The following is a 24641-nucleotide window of genomic DNA, read 5'->3' as shown; positions in this document are numbered from 1 at the left end:
CCCAGGAACCCACCTCATGAAACACACCGGTTTCGCCGCCGCTCACGTCGGCATGCTGCTCTGGGCACTGTTGATCGCTGCATCGTTTTCTGCGGCAGCACAGGTCAGCCAGGCCATTGACCCGATCCTGTTGACCGGTTTGCGCCTGCTGTTCTGCGCCCTGGTGTTTTTGCCACTGCTGCTGCTCAAGGGCGATACCGCCATGACCGCCCGCGGACTGTTCGGCCATGCCGCGCTCGGCTTGCTGCTGGCGGTGTATTTCGGCTCGCTGTTCGAGGCACTGCGCTACACCTCGGCGGTCAACACCGGGACGATGTTCACCTTGGTGCCTTTGCTGACATTGGTGTTCGAAGCCGTATTAATGCCCGACAGCAACCTGAAACAGCGGGTGCTGCCGATGCTGATTGCCGCTGCCGGGGCGGTGTTGCTGGTTTTGAAAGGCGCAGGCCCTGGTGAGCTGCCTTCGCTGTATGCAGTGTCGGTGTATGGCATCGGTTGCCTGGCGATGGCGCTCTACTCGCCCCTGAGTCAACGGCTCAAGGCCAGCAGTCTCAAGGGGCGCGGCCCAGTGGGCATGACTTTCTGGAACATGCTGTTCGGCGCGCTGTTTCTGCTGGCATTCTGTGGGTTCAGCGGCGGCTGGCGATCGGCTTCATTGCTGACCGTGAGCGATTTCTGGTGGCTGATTTACCTGGCGGTGTTCGCCACGCTGGCGACCTTCTGGCTGCTGCATCGGGCCATCGGCGTTATCGCCCCTTCCTCGGTCATTTCCTACATTTACCTGAGCACGCTGTTCCTCACATTGTTTCACTGGTTCTGGTTACGTCAGTCGCCACTGCCGCTGGAAATCATCGGCGCGCTGCTGGTGGGAGTCGGTATGTGGGCACTGCTGATGTCCAGTCGCCGTGCGGTGCCTGCAGCCATTCAGGGCTGAATGCTTCTGGAACCGCCCCACAACTTTCCATGAAAATTCCTACAAGGCATTCTCCTGGCACCATCGTTCCGCTAGGATCGTTCGCACAAGTTTGCGCACAGTCAGCGCAAGGAGCACAGCGAGACGAAACGGATGCTGAACAGTAACTTGCTTAGAAAGCTCGATATGCAGGACCTCATGGTATTTATCGCCGTGTATGAGCAAAGCAGCGTCACCGGTGTATCCGAGGCGCTCTGCGTCAGCCAGTCCACCGTGAGTTACTGCCTGAAAAAACTGCGTACCAGTTTCGAAGACGAGCTGTTCATCAATTCCCGCGCGGGCATGCGCCCCACCTACAAAGCCAGCACCATGTACGCCCACGTGCTGAAGATCCTCGAAAGCATCAACCTGTGTCACGCCGGTGCGCCAGCATTCGACCCCACCCTGCAACCCGTCACCTTCAATATCTGCGCACCGGAATACTTCGAGCAGTTGATCCTGCCGCGTCTGTTGAAAAGCTTCGATTTCGCTGACCTGCCGGTGATGGTCAACATGCACAAGTTTGAAACCGACATCCCGGCCGAAGAACTGCGCGACGGCAGCCTCGACCTGGTGATTTGCTTCGGCCCGCACTTTCATCGCAGTCATGGCGATTTCAAATCCCGGCTGCTGCTGGAGGACGACCTGGTCTGTGTCTTCGATAAACGAGCCACACCGCCGGAACCGCGTTTAAGCCTGCAAGCCTTTGTTGAACGCCGGCACGTGTTCCCGACACCCTGGACTTCCACCACCAACATGGTCGACGGCTGGCTGGCGCAGCAGGCGCAGAAACGGCAGATCGTCGCGCGCTCCAACAGCTACAGCGCGGCACTGAAGATGATCACCGGTACCGACTTCATCCTGACCTTGCCTCGGCGTATCCAGCAATTGCTGGCCAATGACGCGATCTTCAATCATTGCGAAGCGCCCAACGGCTTGCCGGGGTTCAGCCTCGACATGCAGTGGAGCCAGAATGTCGATCAGGACAGCGCCAACACCTGGCTGCGCGAGCAAGTGGTCAAGGCCTGCACCGAGCAGGAAATGGCCTGAAACTCAGTGGCTGATGGCTATCTTGGTGTAGGACTCTCGATCGATGTCGAGGATTTCCACGGCCAGCTGGACTTCAATGTCCGTCGGCCAATCACACAGCTCCTGCACCACGGCCAGCAAACTTTCGGACAACTGCTTCTTGATTTGCGGTGAGCGACCGCTCAACAGTGCCAGTTTCACATGCACAAAGGCTCGCTCACCTGACACCGTGCCGACCTTGAATGTCTCAACCTTCACCGCTCGGCTCTTGATGTCGTATTCGGCAGCAAACTGACCGGAAGCCACCAACGCATTGTTGAGCCGGATCAACGCCATGTCGGCATTGAGCTCGGGCAGGTTGGCGGTGTATTCCATGTGCAGGTGAGGCATGACTGAGCTCCTGAAAGTGGGCAGAAAGGTCGTACATATAACACAGCATCGCCCTACTCACTCGAGCGGTAAAACCGCGCGTTCACTCATGAACGCCTCCAGCCGCGACCTCAACCAGCGCTCGGCCGGGTCGGTATCGACATGGCTGAGCCAGACCATCGACAGATCCAGGGTCGGCGCCTTGATCGGGAACGGCTCCTTGAACAGATGGCCGGATGCGGCCATCGCTTCGGCGGCGTAGTCCGGCAGACTAGCAATCAGATCGGTCCCGGCAAGCAAGGCCGGCAACGAGCTGTATTGCGGCACGGAAAGGACGACATGGCGCGTGCGACCAATCTCCGCCAGCCACTCATCGGCGTAACCACTGACATTGGCGGTGTGGGAAACCAGCACGTGCGGTCGCGCGCAATACTCATCGAGCGTCAGCGGTGTGTCCGATGCGTCCGCGCGCAAAATGCTGGGCAGGATGTGCCGCAACAACTTGCGCTTGGCGTTGGCCGGTAGCCCGCGAGTCTGGCTGATACCCACGGTGATATCGCCGGACGCCAGCAAATCCGGAATCCGCCAGTAATCGATATGCTGCACCACGAACACCACCTTTGGTGCTTCCTGGCGCAATGCACGCAGCAATGGCGGCAGCAGGCCAAACTCGACATCGTCCGACAACCCGATGCGAAAGGTCATGGTGCTGCTGGCGGGGTCGAAATCATGGGTCAGGCTCAACGCCACCGACAACGAATCCAGCGCTGGCGACAGGTGCAGAATAATCTCCTCGGCCCGCGCCGTCGGTTCCATACGATGCCCGACACGTATGAACAGCGGGTCGTTGAACATCGTGCGCAAGCGATTGAGCGCCGAACTGATGGTCGGCTGGCCGAGAAACAATTTCTCCGCCACCCGGGTGACGTTGCGTTCGAGCATCAGCGTTTCAAACACCACCATCAGGTTGATGTCGGCCTTGCGTAGTTCGTTACGATTCATCCACTGACTCCGCTCCCAAATCTGATGACAGTTTAGGTAGCTGTCGCAATCGGCGTCTATGCGACTCAAGCAGTTTGCGTTTAATCCAACCGTAAGACCGCCCGTTGAAACGAAGCTGCTCTGACTGAGCAGCTTCACCACCTGAATCCTAGATTTCCTTGACCGGGGTCTGATCGTGGGTCCCTTTGATCAAACTGATGGCATGCACACAATCAGACTTGTTGACGTAAGCCTCCCCGCTGGCAATCGTTTCATGGTTTCCCGCCCTCAAACGCCACCGCCATTGACCTTTGCCGGTCTGTACGATGCCACGGGTTTGCCTGTAAATCTCAAAATACATTGCTCGCTCCTTGCGATTGCTGATGACGGCAGATCAGTGATCTGCGAAACGAGAGTAGATGAGGATTTTTTGCAGCAGGGTCTTTCAATGTCAGGGGATGTTTCGCAGATCCAGCCTTGATTCGCGAGACGACCAATAGATTCGGGGGGCGGTAAATTGGGTGACTGCGCTGAGTAACTTTTCCCTTGAAGAGGCATATTTTTCTTACGCTGCGGTGCTGTCTGTTCCGACGCATGCTTTACAGACAGTTCACTGATTTTTCTGCTGAGTAGAACTGTCAGCTGACAGAGCCAAAGGCTGTTCTTCCGTCAGCACGGCATCTTCCTCAAGTTCTGTTTGAGGTTGAGCCGGGTCAGGATGGGGCAGTAAACCCCGTACAGCCCTTTCAATCAGTGAAAGGATTCCATAGGTGATGAAGCCAAAGATCAGTCCAACCACCAAAATGCTCAAAGGGTGCATCTGCGCTGCATCGGGGCTTTCCAACATGTAGCTAAAAGCCTGAACAGCAACGGCCAGGCAGGCTGCAAATGCTGCCACCAGCTTCACAAACAGCCAAATCCGTCGCCATCTGTTCATGCATTCCCCCGTCATCCGGTGATTTGCTCTGTATTGCATGATAGCTAATGACCAGGGTTACACCGAAAGCCAGAAAACGCTGATGTGGAATCGCGAGGCGCTATAAGCTGCCTTATGCAAACAGGTTTCGAGGCTTATAATGAAAACCACTGACAAGTCTGGTGGCACTTCGGTTAATGCGCCAATCAAGAATGCGTCAACCGGAAACGCCTGGCGCACCATGCCTGGCGGCATCTGGGCGCTAGGCTTCGTCTCGATGCTGATGGACATCTCCTCAGAGATGATCCATGCATTGTTGCCGCTCTATATGGTGACAGTACTGGGTACCTCCGTTCTGGCGGTGGGTCTCATCGAAGGCATAGCCGAGGCTACGGCCTCGATCACCAAGGTATTTTCCGGGGCACTCAGCGATCGTTTGGGCAAGCGCAAACTGCTCGCGGCGCTGGGCTATGGGCTGGGGGCACTGTCCAAACCGATCTTTCCTTTGGCGGGCTCGCTGGACTGGCTGATTGGGGCTCGCTTTATCGACCGTATTGGCAAAGGTATTCGCGGCGCCCCGCGCGATGCGTTGGTGGCCGACATCACGCCGCCCGCGATACGGGGAGCAGCTTTCGGCCTGCGGCAAACTCTGGATACCGTTGGCGCATTCCTGGGACCGTTGCTGGCGATCGGATTGATGTGGCTAACCGCGAACCACTTCCAGACTGTTTTTTGGGTGGCCGTCATCCCGGCCTTCCTTGCCGTCGCGGTGCTGCTGGTGTTCGTTCATGAGCCCAAACAAGTGGAAGGGACGCACCGGGTGCGTGCGCCTTTGAGCCGGCGGGAACTAGCCCGACTGGGTGCTGGCTACTGGTGGGTGGTGGGTGTCGCTGCGGTTTTCACCCTGGCGCGCTTCAGCGAAGCCTTTCTGATTCTGCGCGGTCAGGCCGTCGGGTTGGCGCCGATGTGGGCGCCAGCGGTACTTGTCCTGATGGGGGTGGCGTACTCACTGTCAGCCTATCCCGCCGGGGCCTTGTCTGATCGTGTCAGCCGCATGGCGGTGCTCGGCATAGGTCTGATTTTGCTGATTGCTGCCGACCTGACTCTGGCGTTCGCGCCAGGTATCGATGGCCTGGTCGTCGGCGTCGTTCTATGGGGGCTGCACATGGGGTTTACCCAAGGGATATTCGCCGCCCTGATCGCCGATTGCGCGCCGGCTGAACTGCGCGGGACGGCATTTGGCATGTTCAATCTGTTGACCGGGTTGACCTTGCTGCTGGCCAGCGTCATCGCTGGGGCATTGTGGGACACGGTAGGCTTCCAGGGCACTTTCTTAATGGGAGGGGGGTTTGCTGTTCTGTCTTTGCTGGGATTGTGGGTGATCCAGGCGAGAGTTCAGGTTCGATAGGAAAGGGTGATACCACCTGTGTTTCGCGAGACAGGCGTACCGCTCGTGGCAAATTTGCCCTAAACGAAACGCCATAAACGAAAAAGCCCCTGAAGTCTTTAACAATTTCAGGGGCTTAGTCTTATTCAATAATGGCGGAGAGATAGGGATTCGAACCCTAGGTACCGGTGAAGGTACAACGGATTTCGAATCCGTCCCATTCGGCCACTCTGGCATCTCTCCAACGGCGCGCATCATAACAACACTTTTGCCGGAAGCGAACCCCCTAAGCGAAATTTTTCCGTGCTATCAGATGCTTGCGTCGATTAAAGCGGTACGCCCAGACGATTGGCGACTTCTTCGTAGGCTTCGATGACGTCACCGAGGCCCTGACGGAAGCGGTCCTTGTCCATTTTTTTGCCGGTGGCCTTGTCCCACAGACGGCAGCCGTCCGGGCTGAATTCGTCGCCCAGGAAGATGGAGCCGTCGGAGAACACGCCGAATTCAAGTTTGAAGTCGACCAGCAGCAGGCCGGCGTCGTCGAACAGTTTGCTCAGGACTTCGTTGACCTTGAGCGACAGTTCTTTCATACGAACCAGTTGCTCGGCAGTGCCCCAACCGAATGCCACGACGTGGGATTCGTTGATGAACGGGTCGCCCTTGGCGTCGTCCTTCAGGAACAGTTCGAAGGTGTAAGGGTTGAGCTTCATGCCTTCTTCGACGCCCAGACGCTTGACCAGGCTGCCCGCGGCGTAGTTACGCACGACGCACTCGACCGGGATCATGTCGAGCTTCTTCACCAGGCATTCGTTGTCGCCCAGCAGTTTGTCGAATTGGGTCGGCACGCCGGCAGCTTCGAGTTTCTGCATGATGAAGGCGTTGAACTTGTTGTTCACCATGCCTTTGCGGTCGAGCTGTTCGATGCGCTTGCCGTCGAACGCCGAAGTGTCGTTGCGAAACAGCAGGATCAAGCGGTCAGCGTCGTCGGTCTTGAAAACCGATTTGGCTTTGCCGCGGTACAGTTCTTCACGTTTTTCCATGATGGGCTCCGCTTGCTAAGTAGGTGGGCTAGGCGATGTGTCGCCAGTCGAGCCCTGAATCTTGATCGGCCAGTTGCAGCCAGTCCGGGTCGCACCCGAGGGTGTCGACAAAACATTGCCGGGCCAGCTGCGGCAGGTTGTTCTTGCTGCTCAGATGGGCCAGGACCAGGTGTTGCAGGCCTTGCCAGCCCAACTCGGACACCAGGAATGCCGCCTGATGGTTGTTCAAATGCCCCAGTTCACCGCCTACCCGTTGCTTGAGAAAGTAAGGGTAGTGACCGCGAGCCAGCATGTCACGGCAATGGTTGGACTCGATCATCAACGCATCGAGATCCCGATAGCCGTCCAGCACCTTGTTGCAATACGAGCCCAGGTCGGTCAACAGGCCGAAACGCCGCTCACCGTCACTGAAGACGTATTGCGTCGGCTCCTGTGCATCATGGGCCACGGCAATGACGCCGATGCTCAGTGCGCCGATCTGCAGTTGCTCGCCGCCGGCCAGAAGGCCAGCCGGTTCAATTGGTTTGCGCATCCCGCGCAGGGTGCCGCGACTGAGGTAGACAGGCAGATTGTAGCGCCGAGACAGTAAACCCACGCCATGCACGTGGTCGGCATGTTCGTGGGTCACGAGTATCGCGCTCAACTGCGCAGGGTTCACACCCAGGCGCAGCAGGCGTTTTTCGGTTTCCCGCAGGGAGAAACCACAATCCACCAGCACATACGTGTCAGCGCTGGCTATCAGCGTGCCGTTCCCTTGGCTACCGCTGCCGAGAACGGCAAAACGCATGTGATCAGCCCAGGTTGTCCTGAATCACGCTCAATACCTTGCGCGCCACATCTGCCGGCGCCACGGTATTGATGTTTTTCTCGACGGTGACCTGGACGTTGTCGCCAACCTTGCTCAGGCGAACCTGATAACGCTCGGCACGGGCTTCAACTTCTTCCTTGCTCGGCGCACTGCCGAACAGGCCGCTGAAGAAACCAGGCTTCTCGTCTTTCTTCTCGGCTTTTTCCGACAGGTTGATGTAGTACAGGCCCAGGCTGCGGTTGATGTCTTCAACGCGCCATTCGCCCTGTTCCAACGCTCGACCGACGCTCGACCAGGCACGATCCAGATCGGGGCCGACGTTCAGGACAGGGTTACCGCTGCCGTCTTCGCTCAGGCTGACACGACTTGGCGTATCGGAGTCACGCGAAGCCAGCATGGAGACCGAACCGCCCTTCTCCGAGATGCGGCTCATGCTCGCGAGCATGTCGTCGACCAGTGCCGCGTCCAGGCCAGTGTTGACCGAACGGTTGGTGAAGGCCACGTCGGAGGTGCTACCGGCAGGACGCTCGGCGCTGACCACGTAGACTTCACTGGTGTTGCGCTGCACGCCTGGCTCGATGCGGACCCGTACGCGGGTTTCGCTGTCGGCGCCGACACCGGCTGCGCTCAGGCGCTTGGCCATTGCGGCGGACAGTTCGTCGGAATGCTGCCAGGTGGTGGTGAATTCGCCGGTTTGCGGACGCTGTTCGTCCAGACGGAAACCGTTGTCCTGGAAGAACTGCACGGCCACTGGCCAGACTTCGGCCGGCGGGTTCTGAGCGACGATCCAACGCGAATCACCGGTCTTTTGCAGGGAGTAGGCGCTGGCGTCAGCCGCTGCCGACAACGGCTGCGGGCGAGGAACGATGTACTCGCCCTTGACGGTGTCATCGGCCACGTTGCGCGGGATCGGCAACAGCGGATCCAGACGTTTGGCAGTGCTGACATCCGGCGGCAATTGCATGGGTGCAGTCTGTTGCGCTTCCAGGTAATCGCTACCGCGGTCACGGAAATAACCTTCCGGGCCCCAAACCCATCCGCAGCCACTGGTGCTGGAGATGATCAAGGCAAGTGCGGAAAGTCCGGCCAATCGCTTCATGCGTAGTACTTCCTCAATTAAACCAGGACGCCGGACTGGCGCATGGCCTGCCGCAGCGGTTCGTGACAGGCAGCACTGAGCCAGGTGAGCGGCAGACGGATACCGTCCGGCATCAAGCCCATTTCATGCAGTGCCCATTTCACGGGGATAGGGTTGGATTCGATAAACAGGGTTTTATTGAGCGGCATCAGCTTTTCGTGAATCGCGCGGGCCGTCACGGCGTCGCCTTTCAGAGCAGCGTTGCACAGGTCGGCCATGTCGCGCGGAGCGACGTTGGCGGTGACCGAGATGTTGCCTTTGCCGCCGAGCAGGATCAGCTCGACTGCGGTGGCGTCGTCACCGGAGATCACCAGGAAGTCTTTGCTCACGCCATCGATGATGGCCTTGGCACGGGACAGGTCGCCGGTGGCTTCCTTGATGCCGATGATATTTTTCACGGTCGACAGGCGGATCACGGTTTCGGCCAGCATGTCGCACGCCGTACGGCCGGGCACGTTATAAAGGATCTGCGGGATGTCGACGGCTTCGGCGATGGCTTTGAAGTGCTGGTACAAGCCTTCCTGGGTTGGCTTGTTGTAATACGGCGTCACCAGCAGGCAAGCATCGGCGCCGGCGGTCTTCGCATTGGTGGTCAGCTCGATGGCTTCGCGCGTCGAGTTGGCGCCGGTACCGGCGATCACCGGAATGCGCCCTGCAACCTGCTTCACCACGTAACGAATCACTTCGATGTGCTCGTTCACGTCAAGGGTGGCCGATTCACCTGTGGTGCCGACCGCCACGATGGCGTGGGTGCCGTTTTGCAGGTGAAAGTCCACCAGTTTGCTCAGGCTGTCCCAGTCGAGACGACCTTGTGCATCCATGGGTGTGACCAGTGCCACCATACTGCCCGCAATCATGCAACCGCTCCTGCCGAAAAAAGAGAGCGGTAATGGTACTGGCGCCAAGATGCTTGTACAAGCGAAGTACTGCGCTGCTGCCATTCCCCTTGGCGCTGCTTTTCGCTACCCTTCAGACTTTGATCGGTACTGATAAGCTCGTACGCCGGGTTCCAGCCTCCATTTTCGGCATCACAAGCCCCGATCCAGCGTTGCCACCCCTCGCTCTTGCCACTCTGGAGCACGTTGCAACCTTGCGGCTCGGGTTTTTTGAATTCGCATCCGCAGGCTCGCTCCCGGTAAAAAAAGCCCGTAGAAGTATCGACCGCTCATCGCTTTAGGAATGCTGCATGTCCACCCCCACAGTTCGCGAACAATTCCTTGTCATCAGTGCCCTCGGCGCCAACCCCATGGAGCTGACTAACGTCCTGTGCCGCGCCAGCCATGAAAACCGCTGCGCCGTGGTCACCTCTCGCCTGACGCGTCATGGCGAGTGCAGTGCGTTGATCCTCGAGATCTCCGGCAGCTGGGACGCCCTGGCGCGCCTCGAAGGCAGCCTGCCGAGCCTCGCCAAGAAGCACGCCTTTACGGTCAACGTGGTGCGCAGCGCGGCGCTGGAGAACCGTCCTCAGGCCCTGCCATACGTCGCCTATGTCAGCTCGGCTTACCGCTCGGACATCATCAACGAGCTGTGCCAGTTCTTCATGGACCACAACGTCGAGCTGGAAAACCTGACCTGCGACACCTATCAGGCTCCGCAAACCGGCGGCACCATGCTCAATGCCACGTTTACCGTGACCTTGCCGGCCGGTGTGCAAATCAGCTGGCTGCGCGATCAGTTCCTGGATTTCGCCGACGCGCTGAACCTGGATGCCCTGATCGAACCGTGGCGCCCACAAAACCCAATGTAAGGAAGCTTTCATGGCCGTTGCCATCGACCAACCGGTTGCCGACTTCGAAGCACCCGCCACCAGCGGGCAGACCGTCAACCTCGCGAGCCTCAAAGGCAAGCAGGTGGTGATTTACTTCTATCCGAAGGACAGCACGCCAGGCTGCACCACTCAGGGTCAGGGCTTTCGTGACCAGCTCGACGCCTTTAAAGCCGCCAATACCGAAGTCTTTGGCGTGTCCCGCGACAGCCTTAAATCACACGAAAACTTCAAGGCCAAGCAGGCGTTCACCTTCGAGCTGATCAGCGACAAGGAAGAAGCGCTCTGCCAGCAGTTCGACGTGATCAAACTGAAAAAGCTCTATGGCAAAGAATATATGGGCGTTGATCGCAGCACGTTCCTGATCGACAAGGACGGTGTGCTGCGTCAGGAATGGCGTGGTGTGAAGGTGCCGGGCCATGTGGATGCTGTATTGGCTGCAGCTCAGGCACTGAACAAAGCCTGAATAGTTGAATTCTGTGGGAGCCCGCTCCCACAGAGTCCTTACAACAGTGGCGCCACCACCGGCTCTTTGCGCGGCCACGCGTCCAGTACAGCCTTGAACAGGGTTGCTAGCGGAATCGCAAAGAACACGCCCCAAAACCCCCACAGCCCGCCAAACAACAACACCGCGCAGATGATCGCCACCGGATGCAGATTGACCGCTTCCGAGAACAGCAGCGGCACCAGCACGTTGCCGTCCAGCGTCTGGATGATCCCGTAGACCGCCATCAAATAGATGAACTGATCGCTCCAGCCCCACTGGAACAGCGCAATCAGCATGACCGGCACGGTCACCACCACTGCGCCGACGTAAGGCACCACCACCGACACACCCACCAGCAATGCCAGCAACGCCGCGTAGTTAAGACCCAGAACAACGAAACCGATGTAGGTCACGCCACCGCAAATGAAAATCTCGATGACCTTGCCGCGAATGTAATTGGCAATCTGCCGGTTCATCTCATGAGCGACGCGGGTGATCAGCGCCCGCTCACGGGGCAAGTAACCACGCACCCACTGACCGATCATCTCCCGGTCCTTGAGAAAGAAAAACACCAGGATCGGCACCAACACCAGGTAGATCATGATGTTCACCAGCAACGGCAGACTCGACAGCGAGAACGTCAGCGCCCACTGACCGAACTTGCCAATCTCGCCCCGCGCCACTTCGATGGCCTGCAGCACCTGCTCGTCGGAGACCAGATGCGGGTAGCGTTCGGGCAGCAGCAATAACAGCGACTGCCATTTGGCGAGCATGCCGGGTAACTCGTTGAACAGCGTAATCAACTGATGCCAGAGCAACGGCACCACAACCACGATGAACACCAGCAATATCCCCATGAACAACGCAAAGACCAACCCCACCGCCACCCCGCCCGGCATGCGCAGGCGTTCGAGAGTGACGACCAATCCTTGCATCAGATACGCCAGCACCATCCCGGCCAGCACCGGCGCAAGCATGCCGCCCAGGGTTAGCACAGCGGTAAACGCCAGAAACAGCAGGACCGCCAGCACAACGGCCTCTTCATCGGAGAAGTAGCGCTGAATCCAGTCGCGTAACACTTTGAACATCAATAATCCTTAGAAACGAACGCAGCAGAATTCAGGCTTTTTTCAACCAGTAGCGGTAAACACCTGCTTCATCTTCTTCACGAAGCAGCGTATGACCAGCCAATCGGGCAAAGGTGCGGAAGTCGCGCTGCGAACCCGCATCGGTGGCAATTACCTTCAACACCGCGCCGCTGGCCAGTCGATTGAGTTCCATCTTGGCCTTGAGCAACGGCAAGGGGCAATTCAGGCCGCTGGCGTCGAGCTCGGCGTCATGGGCTACAGCGTCGGTCATTGCATCACTCCGGGGTCAGGTGGTCGAGCGGCTAGAATATCTGGTCCGAAGCGTAGTGTCCGGCTACAGTAAGGTCTTTGTCGACTAAGGCTTTGTGCATGACTTTTTTGCGCCCTACCCTGCTGACGCTCGCTTGCCTGCTCGCCTCACCGGGCTTCGCCGACGACCTGCCGTCACTCGGCGACGCCAGTTCTGCCATTGTCTCGCCGCAACAGGAATACCAGTTGGGTCGCGCATGGCTAGCGCTGTTGCGCAGCCAGGTTTCCCAGCTCAACGATCCACAGCTCAAGGACTACGTCGAATCCAGCGTCTACAGGCTGGTAGAGACCAGCCAGGTCAATGACCGGCGCCTGGAGTTCATCCTGATCAACAGCCCGCAACTCAACGCCTTCGCCGCCCCGGGCGGCATCGTCGGGGTTAACGGCGGCTTGTTCCTCAATGCCCAGACCGAAGGCGAGTACGCCTCGGTACTCGCTCACGAATTGGCTCACTTGTCGCAGCGCCACTTTGCCCGTGGCGTCGAAGCCCAACAGCGCATGCAGGTGCCGATGATGGCCGCGCTGCTGGCCGGGATCGTGATTGCCGCAGCCGGCGCCGGCGATGCCGGTATCGCGGCCATTGCGGGCACGCAGGCGGCAGCCATTCAGGAACAACGGCGTTTCTCTCGCCAGAACGAACAGGAAGCTGACCGCATCGGCATCCTCAATCTGGAAAAGGCCGGTTACGACCCGCGCTCGATGCCGACCATGTTCGAGCGGTTGGCGCGCCAGTACCGCTTTGACGCCAAGCCACCGGAATTTCTGCTGACTCACCCGGTGACCGAGTCGCGGATCGCTGACACGCGCAACCGCGCCGAACAGGCAAAACCCGGCGGCATCGAAGACACCATGCGTTATCAGCTGATTCGTGCACGGGTCCAGTTGGTCTACGAAGAAACCCCAGGTCTGGGCGCCAAACGCTTTCGCGCCCAGCTTGATGAAAACCCGAAAAATGATGTCGCTCGCTATGGCTTGGCCATCGCCCAGATCAAGGGCGGCCAGTTGAATGAAGCACGGGAAAACCTCAAGCTTCTGCTGGCCAAGTCGCCGAACGAGATCATCTACAACCTGGCGCAGGTCGATCTGGACATCACCAACAATCGTCTGCCGGACGCCCAGTCCCGGGTTGACCGGATGTTGACGCAATATCCCGGCAACTATCCGCTGAATTCGGTGCGTGTTGACCTGCTGCTCAAGCAGAACCGTGCGCCTGAAGCAGAAAAAGCACTGGAGAATCTGCTCAAGAGCCGTCCTGACGATCCGGACGTCTGGTACATGGTGGCCGAGACTCGCGGTCTGTCAGGCAACATCATCGGCCTGCATCAGGCCCGCGCCGAGTATTTCGCCCTGGTCGGGGATTACCGTCAGGCCATTCAGCAACTGGACTTCGCCAAGCGCAAGGCAGGCACCAACTTCCCGCTGTCGTCGCGGATCGACGCACGACAACGTGAGCTGATGGAGCAAGAGCGCATGATCAAGGACATGATGGGCTGACGCTTGTCAGAAAAAAATTTCAGGCACAAAAAAACCGCCTCTTTCGAGGCGGTTTTTTATTCAACCGACAACCGGATTATTCAGCCAGTTTGAAGGTGATGAAGCTGGCGCGTCCTTGACGCAGAACCCGCATCGACACCGAGCGGTTCTTCGGCAGCGCTTTGGCGATATCCGCGAACTCCTTGGTGGAACCGATTGCCTGATTATTCAGGTGAGTGATCACATCGCCTGGCTGCAGGCCAATCAGAGAAGCAGGACCGTCCTGGACTTCCTTGATGACGACGCCGCCTTTGAGGTCGTAGGCTTTCTTCTGCTCATCAGTCAGCTCGACCACGGAAACACCCAGCCGGTTGCTGCTGCGCTCGGTGGTAGATTTCGGCAGCGCATCCAGCTCTTTGCCTTCTTCCGGGATAGCGCCGACAGTCAACTCGACATTCTTGCGCTTACCTTCACGAATCACTTCCAGATCAGCTTTCGAGCCGGCCTTCAGCGCGCCCACCAGGTGTGGCAGATCGGCGGACATGACGATCGCTTGGCCGTTCATGCTCAGGATCACGTCCCCTACTTGCAGACCACCCTTGGCTGCCGGGCCGTCATCCTGGATCTGAGCCACCAACGCGCCGGCTGGCTTCTCCAGACCGAACGACTCGGCCAAGTCCTTGTTCACTTCCTGAATCACCACACCCAACCAGCCACGGCTGACTTTGCCGCCGCTTTTGAGCTGATTGGAAACGTCCATGGCGACATCGATAGGGATCGCGAACGACACGCCCATGAAGCCGCCGGAACGGGTGTAGATCTGCGAGTTGATGCCCACCACTTCACCGGCCAGGTTGAACAGCGGACCACCAGAGTTACCCGGGTTGATCGGCACGTCGGTCTGGATGAACGGCACATAGTTTTCATTCGGCAAGCTGCGACCGATGGCGCTGACTATACCTTGAGTCACGGTATGGTCGAAACCGAATGGCGAGCCAATCGCCACGACCCACTGGCCGGCTTTCAGATCCTGGGATTTGCCCAGTTTCAGGACGGGCAGATCCTTGCCTTCGATTTTCAAAAGCGCCACGTCGGAACGTGGATCGGTACCGATCAGCTTGGCCTTCAATTCGCTGCGGTCGGCGAGACGAACGAGAATTTCGTCGGCATCGGCGATTACATGGTTGTTGGTCAGGATGTAGCCATCAGGCGAGATGATGAAACCCGACCCTAGGGATTGGGCTTCACGCTGACGATCACCACGAGGCGTACGCGGCTGTGGCATGCCGCGCTCGAAGAACTCGCGCAGCATTGGCGGCAAGCCTTCAAGGTCAGGCATCTGCTCGCTCGACACTTTGCGGTCCGGCAGTTTCTGCGTGGTACTGATGTTTACCACCGCGGGCGAGGCCTGTTCGACCAACTGAGTGAAGTCAGGCAACTCGGCCGCCTGAACAGCGACCGCCTGACCAAGCACCAGCACGGTGGCAAAAATAGAAAGATAAGATTTCAAGCGTGGTATCGACATACGGCTCCCGTTACGACGAGCATGGTTAAGCGATATGGAGCAAGGAACACCGGGAACGATACGCCGGTATTTTTGTTCCGGGAACAACAAACAAGGCCAGAGCCGAGAGGCTCTGACCTATAGAAAAAATCGGGGATATTTGCAAGTTGAAATGCTCACCAAACATTTCGATTTCTGCTCACTACTTGGTTGCAGTAGCGTCGCTGCGCATGGATAGCGCAATCCGTTCGGCGGTGCCAATCGGAATCTCACCGACCACGGTCACCATCATCTCGCCTTGCGGGGTAGTCAAGCGTCGGGAAACTGCAACGGTCGGCCCCAACTGGGTACGAGTGTCAGTAATTGTTGCGCCATTCAACGGCTCAAGGAAAACCGAGAAACGGGCCAGACCATCGTCATACATCAGACTGTTGACTTGGGTTTTGGTCTCTGGATCCTTGCGGGAGGTACTGCTGGTCAGCTCGAAACCAGGTGGTAACCAGTCCGAACGCCATACTTGCGCTGCCTTGATTGCAGACGCCTTGTCACTGTCCAAGGCAACAGTTTTACAATCGGCGCCAGGCTGCAAGTCGCTGTCGGACGGAACATCGGCGGTATCCAGTTGTGTGAACTGGAATCGCTCCAACAACTGCCCTCGTTCATTCAGAAGCAATGATTTGAGAGGCAGGCCGGTTTCTTTATCCAGATGCAATTCAAAACCGTAGCGGTGTTGATCGCGAGGTGTCAGTGAAACGATTACTGCCGCACGCCCAGCCACACGCGACTTGCCAATGACGGCAAGGTCATACCAATTCTTTAGCTTTTGTGGATCGAGTGTATGAGCCGCGGAGCTGGGGGAATCGCCAAGCCCTGCTATGAGAATGCCGCTGACGCATTGAGTACGCCCATCAATGCGCACGACTTCCTGTGCCGAGCCGTCGAGCTGGAGTAACCGCTCGCGGACTTTGCCATCCTGGACGCGGTGCCAGATGTTGTGGGTAGAAAAACTACCGTTACGCTCGTAAACGAAAGTACCGTGAAAGCTTTGCTGTTGCTCGGCTTGGCCAAGACGGGTCAACCAGTCCTGGGCTTCATCAGCATGGGCTGGAACAACAAACCAGCCACCGAGCAGAAGCGTAAGTAGAGGGATGGCGCGCATGATCCTCCTTAACGGTTTTCCAGACTTGCTGCACGAGCGTAAGGCAGAGCGCTCTCAGTACCTTTCAGTGCAGCCTGTTGAGCATGTTGGCGCAAGTAGCCTGGCAGACGCTGATCGTGCCAGCCTGGCTGACCTTGCAATACGCCGTTGGCCATAGGGCCAGTGGCTTCCGAACTCTCATTGTAGCCTGCTAATACAGCTGGACCCTTGACCTGAGGAACGGCCAGACCTGGTTGACTGGATTGTTGAGCCAGTTCGACCCCAGCGATCTCGTCCTGGTTATACAGACGAACACCTGCCAGTACGGCGAGAGTTACCGAAGCAGCGACCGCCAGACGACCCAGGCTGCGCCATGGACCACGGGTGGCTTTTGCAGGTACAGCTTCGTCAGCCAGCGCAGCAGAGACTGCCGCAGCGATATCCAGACGAGGAAGCAACAAATCCTTGTGCATAACTGCCCGAGCGATCTGATAACGAGCCCAGGTATCACGGGTTTCAACGTCGTCAAAGGCGTTCAATACCCGACGCAATTCCAATTCGTCCGCTTCGTTATCCATCACTGCGGACAGCGATTCCTGCAGGGCTTCACGACTCATGGCGTTCCTCTCTTGGCTGTCGCCGCTGTCTCAGTTTTCCTGCAACAACGGCTGCAGGGCTTTATCGATGGCTTCCCGAGCGCGGAAAATCCGGGAGCGCACGGTACCCACCGGACATTGCATGACGGCCGCAATGTCCTCGTAACTCAGACCATCGAATTCACGTAAAGTTAAAGCCGTACGCAAATCTTCTGGCAGTTGCTGAATGGTTCGATGGACGGTGCCTTCGATCTCATCCCGCAGCAACGCACGTTCTGGCGACTCGAGATCCTTGAGGCCATGATCGCCATCGTAGAACTCTGCATCTTCGGAACTAACATCGCTATCCGGCGGCCGACGGCCGCGTGAAACCAGATAGTTTTTCGCCGTGTTGATGGCGATGCGGTAAAGCCACGTATAAAACGCGCTGTCCCCGCGAAAATTTCCAAGTGCACGGTATGCCTTGATAAAGGCTTCCTGCGCCACATCCTGGGCTTCATGGGTGTCGTGCACAAAACGCACGATCAACCCGAGAATTTTGTGCTGGTATTTCAGCACTAGCAGATCGAAAGCTCGCTTGTCGCCGCGCTGAACGCGTTCGACCAGCTGCTGATCCTCTTCCTGGGTTAGCATGAACACTCCTCGATAAGCTCGGAGGAGGCTTGCATAACTAAACAACCAGACTTGCAAACATAGACTCGGGCTTTTCGCAAAAGTTCTCCCCTCCAAGCAAGTTTCCTGCGGGCTCTGATTTGGCACGCACGAAAAGCGCAGCGCGGGCTAACCCGGCTGCGCGAATAATCTTGTCATCGGATTCGCCAGCATGGATCAAACCACAGATCCCGCGTTGAAGCCGACACTGTCCCTTGAATCAGGCAACGGTCTATTGATCTTGGGCCTTTGGCAAAAGTTCCAAATATTTATAGCTGCGCAAAACTGGCATTGTGCACAGTGAAGAGAAAAAGACTGTTAAATCGTTGATACAGTCGTTTTGTCGCCGCACCGGCCAAAAAACCATCCGACGAAGCGTCAGGTATTTTCCGTCACAGTAGTTTCACAATGCCATGTGTGCTCGCTATTGTGCCGCTCCCCCTCTCTATATACTAGTGGGCTGTGTGGCTGTCTTGACTCGCCGATCCAGGTGTCTTGCGCCACCCCCGACCCGGGTCGCTTTGAGCGGAATCCTGAAATGAGCCAACAGTTTCAACACGATGTTCTGGTAATTGGCAGCGGTGCTGCCGGCTTGAGCCTTGCGCTGACCTTGCCCGGTCATTTGCGCATCGCCGTACTGAGCAAAGGCGACCTCGCCAATGGCTCGACTTTCTGGGCCCAGGGTGGCGTCGCTGCCGTCCTGGATGACACCGACACCGTTGAATCGCATGTCGATGACACCCTCAATGCTGGCGGCGGCCTGTGCCACGAAGACGCCGTGCGCTTTACCGTCGAGCACAGTAAAGAGGCAATTCAATGGCTGATCGACCAAGGTGTGCCCTTCACCCGCGATGAACAGTCCGGCACCGAAGATGGCGGATTCGAGTTCCACCTGACCCGCGAAGGCGGTCACAGCCATCGGCGCATCATCCATGCGGCCGATGCCACGGGTGCAGCGATTTTCAGAACCTTGCTCGACAAGGCCATGCAACGACCGAACATCGAGCTGCTGGAGCAGCGGGTCGCGGTCGACCTGATCACCGAAAAGCGCCTGGGCCTTGAAGGTGATCGCTGCCTCGGCGCCTACGTCCTCAATCGTGGGACCGGTGAAGTCGACACCTACGGCGCTCGCTTTGTGATCCTCGCATCGGGCGGCGCAGCAAAGGTCTATCTCTATACCAGCAACCCCGATGGCGCCTGCGGAGATGGCATTGCCATGGCCTGGCGTTCGGGCTGCCGGGTGGCGAATCTGGAATTCAACCAGTTCCACCCCACCTGCCTGTATCACCCGCAAGCCAAGAGTTTCCTGATCACCGAAGCCCTGCGCGGCGAAGGCGCACACCTGAAGCTGCCCAACGGCGAACGCTTCATGCAACGCTTCGACTCTCGCGCCGAGCTGGCCCCGCGCGACATCGTCGCCCGGGCGATCGACCATGAAATGAAGCGCCTGGGCGTCGATTGTGTCTATCTGGACATCAGCCACAAGCCGGAAGCGTTCATCAAGACTCACTTCCCGACGGTGTACGAACGCTGCCTCGAATTCTCCATCGACATCACCAAGCAACCGATTCCGGTGGTTCCGGCGGCGCACTACACGTGCGGCGGCGTGATGGTCGACCAGCAGGGTCGCACCGACGTGCCGGGGCTATATGCCATTGGCGAAACCAGCTTCACCGGCCTGCACGGCGCCAACCGCATGGCCAGTAACTCGTTACTTGAATGTTTCGTTTATGCGCGTTCCGCAGCGGCAGACATCCTTGAGCAACTGCCGCAGGTTTCGATTCCGATCGCCCTGCCCGTCTGGGATGCGAGCCAGGTCACCGACTCCGATGAGGACGTGATCATTGCGCACAACTGGGACGAGCTGCGGCGATTCATGTGGGACTACGTCGGCATTGTGCGCACCAACAAGCGCTTGCAACGGGCACAGCACCGCGTGCGTCTGTTGCTGGATGAAATCGACGAGTTCTACAGCAACTACAAGGTCAGTCGGGATTTGATCGAACTGCGTAACCTGGCCCAAGTGGCCGAGCTGATGATCCAGTCAGCCATGGAACGCAAGGAGAGTCGCGGCCTGCATTACACCCTCGACTATCCGAACATGCTGCCGGTTGCCCTGGACACTATTCTGGTGCCGCCCACCTACGTCGACTGAACGTAAGCCGAACCCGCAGGCGCCGGTGCAGATCCGCCGCCTGCGAGTCGCGGGGAACGCAGATTGATCTGACCCGCCACTCGTCTCGCAGTCGAAAACGCAGCACTACAATCAAGGGCAATGCCAAGCTGTCCGGTCGCAACTGCACTGGTTGCCAACCTGCTGCCTGATTCCACAATTGCCAGCCATCGACAGTGCGACGCAAGCCGAGAAATGCCCTTGGGTGCGTCACCAGAATCTGTCGCGGTAACGCCCAAGCGCCGTGAGCCAGACAGCAAAAAGCGCCGAGCAGACAGGCCCAGACCGGTATAGAAAGAAGGAACAGCGAACCCAGCGCGAACAGCTGGGCCAGAAGATACGCCGCCAGCAATTGCCGTGAGGCATGCCAGCGGCATTCGAACGCATTACTTGGGCTGGACACGATCCAGAATCATGCGAACCATGCGTTGAAGCTCCGGATCTTCCGATTCGGCGCGCTCCATGAACCAGCCGAACATGTCCTGATCTTCGCATTCGAGCAGCTTGCGGTAGCAATCGCGGTCGACATCATTGAGGTGCGGATAGACCTCTTTGACGAACGGTACCAGCAACACGTCAAGTTCAAGCATGCCGCGGCGGCTGTGCCAGTAGAGGCGATTCAGTTCAACATCTTCGACCATGGAGCGCTCCTCAAATAGGCGGCAAGTATACAGCCCCAAGCCCGGCCGAACAGTCGGCTTTGGTCGGGCACCATCGTCCTTTGTAAACTACCCATTTCGAGAGCGCCCCCTTATGATGTCCCCCAGACTCTTTACCCTGCGATGACCCATGGCCGATTCTGCTTTTTTCTGCACCCTGTCTCACGAAGGCGTTCTCGCAGTACACGGCGCGGATGCCGGCAAATTCCTGCAAGGCCAATTGACCTGCAACCTCAATTACTTGAGTGACACCCAGGCCAGCCTCGGCGCCCGCTGCACGCAGAAGGGCCGGATGCAGTCGAGTTTCCGCATCCTGCTGGAAGGCGACGGCGTTCTGATGGCCATGGCCACCGAACTGCTCGAACCGCAACTGGCGGACCTGAAAAAGTACGCAGTGTTTTCCAAGTCCAAACTGACCGATGAAAGCGCTGCCTGGGTCCGCTTTGGCATCGACCATGGCGATGCGGCACTGATCAGCCTCGGTCTTGATCTTCCGGCCGATACCGACAGCGTCGCGCGCAATGACGGCTTGATCGCCATTCGCGTCTCGCCGGACCGCGCCGAACTCTGGGTCGCCGCCGACCAGGCCGACCTTATCAAGGGCAAGCTGTCCGCCGTATTGGTCGAAGGCGATCTGAATCAATGGCTGTTGGGCCAGGTCCGCGCAGGGATCGGTCAGGTCATGTCGAGCACTCGCGAACTGTTCATCCCGCAGATGCTCAATCTGCAAGCCGTGGGTGGCGTGAGCTTCAAGAAAGGTTGCTACACCGGCCAGGAAATCGTCGCGCGCATGCAGTACCTTGGCAAACTCAAGCGCCGCTTGTATCGCCTGAAACTGGATGCCAACGAGTTGCCTGAACCTGGCACACAATTGTTTTCCCCTACCCACGGTAGCTCTATCGGCGAAGTGGTGCTGGCCGCCAACACCGGGCAAAACATTGAACTTCTGGCCGTGCTGCAAGCCGAAGCAGCGGAAGGGGGTGATATCCATCTGGGCGCGCTCGAAGGGCCAGCCCTGCACCTGCTCGACCTGCCTTACGAACTGGATCGCGATCGCGAAATCCAGCGTTAACAGCAGCATTTGTCGCAATACCTAGAGAAACGAAATGAGCGAGCTGGCGGAAAGGGTCCAACAGGATTTGGTTGAGGCCATCGATAACGATGACCTGGTTCTGCCAACGTTACCGGAAGTGGCCCTGCAGATTCGCAAGGCCGCCGAAGACCCGGAAATCAGTATCAGCACCCTGAGCAAAGTGATCGGCCGCGATACCGCGCTGTCGGCGCGTCTGATCAAAGTGGTCAATAGCCCGCTGCTGCGCGCGACCCAGGAAGTCACTGACCTGCACACGGCAATCACTCGACTGGGCATCAATTACAGCAGCAACCTGGCCATCGGTCTGGTCATGGAACAGATTTTCCATGCCCGCTCCGAGGTGGTGGAACACAAAATGCGCGATGTCTGGCGCAAAAGCCTGGAAATCGCCGGGGTCAGCTATGCATTGTGCCGCAGGTACACGCAACTCAAGCCCGATCAGGCAGCCCTAGGCGGATTGGTGCATCAGATCGGTGTGTTGCCAATCCTGACTTACGCCGAAGATCACTATGAACTGCTGGCTGACCCGGTCAGCCTCAACCATGTGATCGATCACATTCATCCACTGCTCGGCGACAAACTGCTCAGGGTCTGGGAATTTCCGGAGATGCTGGTACAGGTACCGGGGCTTTATCTGGACTTCAATCGACAGTCCGAGCGGGTCGACTATGTCGATCTGGTGCAAGTGGCCAGCCTGTATTGCCACAAGGACACCGACCATCCCCTCGCGCGCATCGACGCATTCAGCGTGCCGGCGTTCAAAAAGCTGGGGATTGATCCGGAGAACGAGGCGATGTGCCGCGATCTGGAAGAGTCGCGGTCGATGTTTTACTGATTGGGACCGCAGCGCCCCCATCGCGAGCAAGCTCGCACACTGGATCTATGTAGCACCGAAGATTCCCTGTGGGAGCGAGCTTGCTCGCGATGGGGCCATAACAAACACCATCACTCCCCCGCAATAAAACTCACCCGCACCTTCAACCCCGCCTGTTCGCCATCGTGCAGGCTGATTTGAGCCAGGTGTGCGCGGCAGATCTCACCGACAATCGCCAGCCCCAACCCCGAACCGGCCACCTGCTGGTTGCGCCGGTAAAAGCGCTCGAACACCCGATCGCGCTCTTCAAGAGGAATGCCCGGGCCGTCGTCCTCGACCTCCAACACGGCCGGTGCCGTGACCCGGAGAATAACGTTGCCACCCGACGGTGTATGGGCCAACGCGTTATCCACCAGATTGCTCAACAGTTCGTTCAACAGCGTTGGCTCGCCGCGCAACCACACCGGTTCGTCTGCTTCCAGCGCCAGCGCCACACCGCGCGCGTGGGCCAGCGGCGCCATGGCCATGCCGAGTTCGCGAGCCAGCTGACTGAGATCAAGCAACTGCGCGCCGCCCTCGGCGATGGCCCTGGCGCCATTTTCGACCCGTGCCAGCGAGAGCAATTGATTGGCAAGGTGGGTCAATCGGTCCGTGCCTTGGGCAGCGGTTTCCAATGTACTGCGCCAGGTTTCAGGTTCGGTCGAGCGCAAGCCCAGTTCCAGTCGTGCCTTGAGCGCCGCCAGGGGAGTACGCAGCTCATGGGCGGCATCAGCGATGAACTGCGCTTGACGTTCAAACTGCCCACGCAAGCGCTCGGTAAAGTGATTGAGCGCGCGCACCAGTGGCCACAATTCGTGCTGCACTTCCACCAACGGCAATGGCCGCAGATCGTCCGACTGACGTTCTTCCACCGCGGTGCGCAAGCGTTCCAGCGGACGCAACGCGGCACTGACCGCAAACCACACCAGCAACAACGCACCCACCGCCAGCATGCCCAGACGCAACAACGTGTCCGCCGCCAAGCTGCGGGCCATGCTGACCCGAGCCTCATCGGTTTCCGCCACGCGGATTTCCGCCATACCGTTCATGTTCGGCTCGCTCACGGGTTTGAGCAGGCTCACCACGCGTACGTTCTGCCCCTGGTACTTGGCGTTATAGAAACGCGCCAGTGCCGGATAGTCGTCCGTTCGCGGGGTTCCCGGTGGCGGTGGCGGCAGGTTTTCGTAACCGGAGATCAGTTTCTGATTGATGTCGTTAACCAGGTAAAAAATCCGTCCCGCACTGTCGTAGGCGAAGGTGTCGAGGGCCACGTAGGGTACGTCGGCGCTCAGCGAGCCGTCGCGCTGGGAAACACCGGCAGCGATGGTCCGCGCCGAGGCCAGCAAGGTCCGGTCATAGGCGGTGTCGGCCGCTTCGCGACCGTTCCAGTAAGCACTCAAACCACTGGCCAACATCAACACCACCAGCAACAACGCCAGATTCCACAGCAACCGCCAACGCAGGCTGCTGGGCTTATGCATCGCGGCTTTCCAGCAAGTAGCCGAGACCGCGGAAGGTCACGATGACGACCGGTTGGCCGTCGAGCTTCTTGCGCAGGCGATGGACATAGATCTCGATAGCGTCGGGGCTGGCCTCTTCGTCCAGACCGAACACTTGCGAGGCCAGTTGTTCCTTGCTCATCACCCGGCCAGGACGGGCGATCAGCGCTTCAAGAACAGCCTGTTCGCGAGAGGTCAGGGTCAGCAATTCTTCGCCGAGAGTGAAGCGCCGAGTGTCCAGGTCATAGGCCAGCACACCGCAGCGCTGCTGGCGTTCACCGCCGAGCACACTGCGACGCAGCAAGGCTTTGACCCGGGCTTCGAGTTCGGTCAGTTCGAAAGGTTTGGCCAGGTAATCGTCAGCGCCAAGGTTCAGGCCGTGGACCCGATCCTTGACGTCGCTGCGGGCGGTCAACATCAACACCGGCAGGTTCTTGCCCCGCGCCCGCAGGCGCGCCAGCACTTCGAAGCCATCCATGCGCGGCAGGCCGACGTCAAGGATCGCCATGGCGTATTCCTCGCTGCTCAACGCCAGGTCGGCCGCCACGCCGTCGTGCAGCACATCCACGGTCAGCCCGGTGCTCTTGAGCGCCTGGGCGACACTTTCGGCGAGCTGCAGATGGTCTTCGACGAGCAGAACACGCATGGATCTTTACCTCATTCAGGGATGGTCGATGCCATTGTTTGGCGCGGAGTTTACAGCCGCAACCGCCGCTGTGAAGCCCGAAAACCG

At 58.5% G+C, this 24641-nt stretch carries 27 protein-coding genes and 1 tRNA gene; 9 read left to right on the top strand and 19 right to left on the bottom strand.

Annotated features, from left to right (window positions below; all coding sequences use genetic code 11):
* The first annotated feature begins 16 nt into the window (after positions 1 to 16).
* Both MO767_RS12935 and MO767_RS12930 read left to right on the top strand, forming a co-directional pair.
* Complete coding sequence (locus tag MO767_RS12935; RefSeq protein WP_282480807.1) at positions 17 to 934, top strand: DMT family transporter; 918 nt, start codon at positions 17 to 19, stop codon at positions 932 to 934.
* Between the two features lie 132 nt (positions 935 to 1066).
* Complete coding sequence (locus MO767_RS12930) at positions 1067 to 2002, top strand: LysR family transcriptional regulator (protein ID WP_282480806.1); 936 nt, start codon at positions 1067 to 1069, stop codon at positions 2000 to 2002.
* Between the two features lie 3 nt (positions 2003 to 2005).
* Here MO767_RS12930 and MO767_RS12925 read toward each other — a convergent pair whose 3' ends face one another.
* The 4 genes from MO767_RS12925 to MO767_RS12910 form a co-directional block, all read right to left on the bottom strand.
* Positions 2006 to 2371, bottom strand: coding sequence for a 5-carboxymethyl-2-hydroxymuconate Delta-isomerase (locus MO767_RS12925; RefSeq protein WP_282480805.1), 366 nt, complete (start codon positions 2369 to 2371; stop codon positions 2006 to 2008).
* Between the two features lie 57 nt (positions 2372 to 2428).
* Entirely contained in the window at positions 2429 to 3352 is a 924-nt protein-coding gene (locus MO767_RS12920) for a LysR substrate-binding domain-containing protein (protein WP_282480804.1), read from the bottom strand.
* 148 nt (positions 3353 to 3500) lie between these two features.
* Complete coding sequence (locus MO767_RS12915) at positions 3501 to 3692, bottom strand: DUF1508 domain-containing protein (RefSeq protein WP_129441952.1); 192 nt, start codon at positions 3690 to 3692, stop codon at positions 3501 to 3503.
* A gap of 249 nt (positions 3693 to 3941) precedes the next feature.
* Complete coding sequence (locus MO767_RS12910) at positions 3942 to 4268, bottom strand: hypothetical protein (protein WP_282480803.1); 327 nt, start codon at positions 4266 to 4268, stop codon at positions 3942 to 3944.
* A gap of 220 nt (positions 4269 to 4488) precedes the next feature.
* Here MO767_RS12910 and MO767_RS12905 point away from each other — a divergent pair, with 220 nt between their 5' ends.
* Positions 4489 to 5655: an MFS transporter gene (locus MO767_RS12905; protein ID WP_282480985.1), complete on the top strand. Its 1167-nt coding sequence runs from the start codon at positions 4489 to 4491 to the stop codon at positions 5653 to 5655.
* Between the two features lie 132 nt (positions 5656 to 5787).
* On the opposite strand, the gene MO767_RS12900 is transcribed toward MO767_RS12905, so the two are convergent.
* From MO767_RS12900 to dapA, 5 genes are all read right to left on the bottom strand, one after another.
* A tRNA-Ser gene (locus tag MO767_RS12900) sits at positions 5788 to 5877 on the bottom strand.
* 83 nt (positions 5878 to 5960) lie between these two features.
* The gene (gene purC / locus MO767_RS12895; RefSeq protein ID WP_282480802.1) at positions 5961 to 6674 is read right to left on the bottom strand and encodes a phosphoribosylaminoimidazolesuccinocarboxamide synthase; all 714 of its coding nucleotides are present in this window, start codon (positions 6672 to 6674) and stop codon (positions 5961 to 5963) included.
* Between the two features lie 28 nt (positions 6675 to 6702).
* Positions 6703 to 7461: an MBL fold metallo-hydrolase gene (locus MO767_RS12890; RefSeq protein ID WP_008153089.1), complete on the bottom strand. Its 759-nt coding sequence runs from the start codon at positions 7459 to 7461 to the stop codon at positions 6703 to 6705.
* 4 nt (positions 7462 to 7465) lie between these two features.
* A complete protein-coding gene (gene bamC / locus MO767_RS12885; RefSeq protein WP_282480801.1) occupies positions 7466 to 8581 on the bottom strand; it encodes an outer membrane protein assembly factor BamC in 1116 nt (371 codons plus the stop codon).
* 17 nt (positions 8582 to 8598) lie between these two features.
* Positions 8599 to 9477 (bottom strand): 4-hydroxy-tetrahydrodipicolinate synthase, encoded by an 879-nt coding sequence (gene dapA, locus MO767_RS12880; protein WP_129441946.1) that lies wholly within the window; start codon positions 9475 to 9477, stop codon positions 8599 to 8601.
* A 329-nt stretch (positions 9478 to 9806) separates the two neighbouring features.
* Here dapA and MO767_RS12875 point away from each other — a divergent pair, with 329 nt between their 5' ends.
* Both MO767_RS12875 and MO767_RS12870 read left to right on the top strand, forming a co-directional pair.
* On the top strand, positions 9807 to 10367 hold the full coding sequence (locus tag MO767_RS12875; protein WP_008034925.1) for a glycine cleavage system protein R: 561 nt from the start codon (positions 9807 to 9809) through the stop codon (positions 10365 to 10367).
* Between the two features lie 10 nt (positions 10368 to 10377).
* Positions 10378 to 10851 (top strand): peroxiredoxin, encoded by a 474-nt coding sequence (locus MO767_RS12870; RefSeq protein WP_008153083.1) that lies wholly within the window; start codon positions 10378 to 10380, stop codon positions 10849 to 10851.
* A 38-nt stretch (positions 10852 to 10889) separates the two neighbouring features.
* Here the strand turns inward: MO767_RS12870 and MO767_RS12865 are convergent, their stop codons facing one another.
* Together MO767_RS12865 and MO767_RS12860 are read right to left on the bottom strand one after the other, a co-directional pair.
* Positions 10890 to 11960, bottom strand: coding sequence for an AI-2E family transporter (locus tag MO767_RS12865; RefSeq protein WP_282480800.1), 1071 nt, complete (start codon positions 11958 to 11960; stop codon positions 10890 to 10892).
* A 31-nt stretch (positions 11961 to 11991) separates the two neighbouring features.
* Positions 11992 to 12231: a sulfurtransferase TusA family protein gene (locus MO767_RS12860; RefSeq protein ID WP_007930235.1), complete on the bottom strand. Its 240-nt coding sequence runs from the start codon at positions 12229 to 12231 to the stop codon at positions 11992 to 11994.
* 98 nt (positions 12232 to 12329) lie between these two features.
* Here MO767_RS12860 and MO767_RS12855 point away from each other — a divergent pair, with 98 nt between their 5' ends.
* Positions 12330 to 13763 (top strand): M48 family metalloprotease, encoded by a 1434-nt coding sequence (locus tag MO767_RS12855; RefSeq protein ID WP_282480799.1) that lies wholly within the window; start codon positions 12330 to 12332, stop codon positions 13761 to 13763.
* A gap of 76 nt (positions 13764 to 13839) precedes the next feature.
* Here MO767_RS12855 and MO767_RS12850 read toward each other — a convergent pair whose 3' ends face one another.
* The 4 genes from MO767_RS12850 to rpoE form a co-directional block, all read right to left on the bottom strand.
* Positions 13840 to 15267 (bottom strand): DegQ family serine endoprotease, encoded by a 1428-nt coding sequence (locus MO767_RS12850; protein ID WP_282480798.1) that lies wholly within the window; start codon positions 15265 to 15267, stop codon positions 13840 to 13842.
* 181 nt (positions 15268 to 15448) lie between these two features.
* Positions 15449 to 16405 (bottom strand): MucB/RseB C-terminal domain-containing protein, encoded by a 957-nt coding sequence (locus MO767_RS12845; RefSeq protein WP_282480797.1) that lies wholly within the window; start codon positions 16403 to 16405, stop codon positions 15449 to 15451.
* 8 nt (positions 16406 to 16413) lie between these two features.
* On the bottom strand, positions 16414 to 17001 hold the full coding sequence (locus tag MO767_RS12840; protein ID WP_046055719.1) for an RseA family anti-sigma factor: 588 nt from the start codon (positions 16999 to 17001) through the stop codon (positions 16414 to 16416).
* 30 nt (positions 17002 to 17031) lie between these two features.
* Positions 17032 to 17613: an RNA polymerase sigma factor RpoE gene (gene rpoE / locus MO767_RS12835; protein ID WP_007944079.1), complete on the bottom strand. Its 582-nt coding sequence runs from the start codon at positions 17611 to 17613 to the stop codon at positions 17032 to 17034.
* Between the two features lie 556 nt (positions 17614 to 18169).
* Between rpoE and nadB the strand changes: the two genes are divergently transcribed.
* Positions 18170 to 19786 carry an L-aspartate oxidase gene (nadB, locus tag MO767_RS12830; RefSeq protein ID WP_282480796.1) on the top strand — a complete coding sequence of 539 codons (1617 nt, stop codon included), beginning with the start codon at positions 18170 to 18172 and terminating at the stop codon, positions 19784 to 19786.
* Here the strand turns inward: nadB and MO767_RS12825 are convergent.
* Positions 19755 to 20207, bottom strand: coding sequence for a protein YgfX (locus MO767_RS12825; protein ID WP_282480795.1), 453 nt, complete (start codon positions 20205 to 20207; stop codon positions 19755 to 19757). The genes nadB and MO767_RS12825 overlap by 32 nt on opposite strands.
* Positions 20191 to 20445 (bottom strand): succinate dehydrogenase assembly factor 2, encoded by a 255-nt coding sequence (locus MO767_RS12820; protein ID WP_007944081.1) that lies wholly within the window; start codon positions 20443 to 20445, stop codon positions 20191 to 20193. Before MO767_RS12820 ends, MO767_RS12825 begins: the two co-directional genes overlap by 17 nt.
* A 148-nt stretch (positions 20446 to 20593) precedes the next feature.
* Between MO767_RS12820 and MO767_RS12815 the strand changes: the two genes are divergently transcribed.
* Both MO767_RS12815 and MO767_RS12810 read left to right on the top strand, forming a co-directional pair.
* Positions 20594 to 21535 carry a folate-binding protein YgfZ gene (locus MO767_RS12815; RefSeq protein WP_282480794.1) on the top strand — a complete coding sequence of 314 codons (942 nt, stop codon included), beginning with the start codon at positions 20594 to 20596 and terminating at the stop codon, positions 21533 to 21535.
* Between the two features lie 34 nt (positions 21536 to 21569).
* Complete coding sequence (locus MO767_RS12810) at positions 21570 to 22391, top strand: HDOD domain-containing protein (protein ID WP_282480793.1); 822 nt, start codon at positions 21570 to 21572, stop codon at positions 22389 to 22391.
* Positions 22392 to 22501: 110 nt separating this feature from the next.
* On the opposite strand, the gene MO767_RS12805 is transcribed toward MO767_RS12810, so the two are convergent.
* Together MO767_RS12805 and MO767_RS12800 are read right to left on the bottom strand one after the other, a co-directional pair.
* Positions 22502 to 23890, bottom strand: a complete 1389-nt coding sequence (locus tag MO767_RS12805; RefSeq protein ID WP_140677401.1) for a sensor histidine kinase — start codon at positions 23888 to 23890, stop codon at positions 22502 to 22504.
* Entirely contained in the window at positions 23883 to 24554 is a 672-nt protein-coding gene (locus MO767_RS12800) for a response regulator (RefSeq protein ID WP_123366793.1), read from the bottom strand. The genes MO767_RS12805 and MO767_RS12800 overlap by 8 nt, the downstream gene beginning before the upstream one ends.
* Positions 24555 to 24641 lie beyond the last annotated feature (87 nt).

Source organism: Pseudomonas sp. UYIF39, assembly GCF_029963765.1.
GTDB lineage: Bacteria > Pseudomonadota > Gammaproteobacteria > Pseudomonadales > Pseudomonadaceae > Aquipseudomonas.
This window is presented reverse-complemented; position numbering and strand designations above follow the sequence as displayed.

What these genes read in the sequence shown, in the direction of transcription:
- MO767_RS12905 (WP_282480985.1), top strand. Translation starts at nt 4,489, where the DNA reads ATGCCTGGCGGCATCTGGGCGCTAGGCTTCGTCTCGATGCTGATGGAC.
- MO767_RS12845 (WP_282480797.1), bottom strand. Translation starts at nt 16,405, where the DNA reads ATGCGCGCCATCCCTCTACTTACGCTTCTGCTCGGTGGCTGGTTTGTT.
- MO767_RS12920 (WP_282480804.1), bottom strand. Translation starts at nt 3,352, where the DNA reads ATGAATCGTAACGAACTACGCAAGGCCGACATCAACCTGATGGTGGTG.
- MO767_RS12840 (WP_046055719.1), bottom strand. Translation starts at nt 17,001, where the DNA reads ATGAGTCGTGAAGCCCTGCAGGAATCGCTGTCCGCAGTGATGGATAAC.
- MO767_RS12850 (WP_282480798.1), bottom strand. Translation starts at nt 15,267, where the DNA reads ATGTCGATACCACGCTTGAAATCTTATCTTTCTATTTTTGCCACCGTG.
- MO767_RS12815 (WP_282480794.1), top strand. Translation starts at nt 20,594, where the DNA reads ATGGCCGATTCTGCTTTTTTCTGCACCCTGTCTCACGAAGGCGTTCTC.
- MO767_RS12810 (WP_282480793.1), top strand. Translation starts at nt 21,570, where the DNA reads ATGAGCGAGCTGGCGGAAAGGGTCCAACAGGATTTGGTTGAGGCCATC.
- MO767_RS12820 (WP_007944081.1), bottom strand. Translation starts at nt 20,445, where the DNA reads ATGGTCGAAGATGTTGAACTGAATCGCCTCTACTGGCACAGCCGCCGC.
- rpoE (WP_007944079.1), bottom strand. Translation starts at nt 17,613, where the DNA reads ATGCTAACCCAGGAAGAGGATCAGCAGCTGGTCGAACGCGTTCAGCGC.
- MO767_RS12925 (WP_282480805.1), bottom strand. Translation starts at nt 2,371, where the DNA reads ATGCCTCACCTGCACATGGAATACACCGCCAACCTGCCCGAGCTCAAT.
- MO767_RS12890 (WP_008153089.1), bottom strand. Translation starts at nt 7,461, where the DNA reads ATGCGTTTTGCCGTTCTCGGCAGCGGTAGCCAAGGGAACGGCACGCTG.
- MO767_RS12875 (WP_008034925.1), top strand. Translation starts at nt 9,807, where the DNA reads ATGTCCACCCCCACAGTTCGCGAACAATTCCTTGTCATCAGTGCCCTC.
- nadB (WP_282480796.1), top strand. Translation starts at nt 18,170, where the DNA reads ATGAGCCAACAGTTTCAACACGATGTTCTGGTAATTGGCAGCGGTGCT.
- MO767_RS12935 (WP_282480807.1), top strand. Translation starts at nt 17, where the DNA reads ATGAAACACACCGGTTTCGCCGCCGCTCACGTCGGCATGCTGCTCTGG.
- MO767_RS12915 (WP_129441952.1), bottom strand. Translation starts at nt 3,692, where the DNA reads ATGTATTTTGAGATTTACAGGCAAACCCGTGGCATCGTACAGACCGGC.
- MO767_RS12870 (WP_008153083.1), top strand. Translation starts at nt 10,378, where the DNA reads ATGGCCGTTGCCATCGACCAACCGGTTGCCGACTTCGAAGCACCCGCC.
- dapA (WP_129441946.1), bottom strand. Translation starts at nt 9,477, where the DNA reads ATGATTGCGGGCAGTATGGTGGCACTGGTCACACCCATGGATGCACAA.
- bamC (WP_282480801.1), bottom strand. Translation starts at nt 8,581, where the DNA reads ATGAAGCGATTGGCCGGACTTTCCGCACTTGCCTTGATCATCTCCAGC.
- MO767_RS12855 (WP_282480799.1), top strand. Translation starts at nt 12,330, where the DNA reads ATGACTTTTTTGCGCCCTACCCTGCTGACGCTCGCTTGCCTGCTCGCC.
- MO767_RS12805 (WP_140677401.1), bottom strand. Translation starts at nt 23,890, where the DNA reads ATGCATAAGCCCAGCAGCCTGCGTTGGCGGTTGCTGTGGAATCTGGCG.
- MO767_RS12930 (WP_282480806.1), top strand. Translation starts at nt 1,067, where the DNA reads ATGCTGAACAGTAACTTGCTTAGAAAGCTCGATATGCAGGACCTCATG.
- MO767_RS12910 (WP_282480803.1), bottom strand. Translation starts at nt 4,268, where the DNA reads ATGAACAGATGGCGACGGATTTGGCTGTTTGTGAAGCTGGTGGCAGCA.
- purC (WP_282480802.1), bottom strand. Translation starts at nt 6,674, where the DNA reads ATGGAAAAACGTGAAGAACTGTACCGCGGCAAAGCCAAATCGGTTTTC.
- MO767_RS12865 (WP_282480800.1), bottom strand. Translation starts at nt 11,960, where the DNA reads ATGTTCAAAGTGTTACGCGACTGGATTCAGCGCTACTTCTCCGATGAA.
- MO767_RS12800 (WP_123366793.1), bottom strand. Translation starts at nt 24,554, where the DNA reads ATGCGTGTTCTGCTCGTCGAAGACCATCTGCAGCTCGCCGAAAGTGTC.
- MO767_RS12860 (WP_007930235.1), bottom strand. Translation starts at nt 12,231, where the DNA reads ATGACCGACGCTGTAGCCCATGACGCCGAGCTCGACGCCAGCGGCCTG.